Origin of the sequence: Pseudomonas sp. 51_B (assembly GCF_017491595.1) — a bacterium.
GTDB lineage: Bacteria > Pseudomonadota > Gammaproteobacteria > Pseudomonadales > Pseudomonadaceae > Aquipseudomonas > Aquipseudomonas promysalinigenes.
The window spans coordinates 1-433 of sequence record NZ_JAFGYW010000462.1; the positions used below are offsets into that span (position 1 = coordinate 1).

Genomic DNA, 433 nt, shown 5'->3' on the forward strand with positions numbered 1-433 from the left:
GATACAGACCGACCGCCAGGCTGGCGGAGTTGACCATTTCCTCGACCTGCGCCGACACGGCTTTGGGCATGCCCATGCCGCCGTAGGCCGGATCACCGCCGACGCCGACCCAGCCGCCTTCGGCATAAGTCTGATAGGCCTGTGGGAAACCGGCCGGGGTGGTGACGGCCCCGTCCGCCCAACGGCCACCTTCCTCGTCAGCGGCACGGCTCAGCGGCGCGATGCTTTTTCTGGTGACCTTGCCGGCCTCTTCGAGAATCGCTTCAACGGTTTCGGCGTCGACGGTCTCGGCCAGCGCTGGCAGCTCGGCCCAGAGTTTGGCGACTTCGAACACTTCATTGAGGACGAAGCGCATATCGCGCAGCGGCGCTTTGTAGTCAGCCATGGCAAACCTCGCAAGATCTAAACAGGTGGTTCGTGGAATGATGTTTTC

1 protein-coding gene is annotated in these 433 nt (G+C 62.8%); it reads right to left on the minus strand.

Annotation, left to right across the window (positions count from 1 at the left end; translation table 11 throughout):
• Positions 1-385 (minus strand): acyl-CoA dehydrogenase N-terminal domain-containing protein (locus J5M56_RS25730; protein WP_207938149.1); only part of this gene is annotated, 385 nt, incomplete at its 3' end.
• Positions 386-433 lie beyond the last annotated feature (48 nt).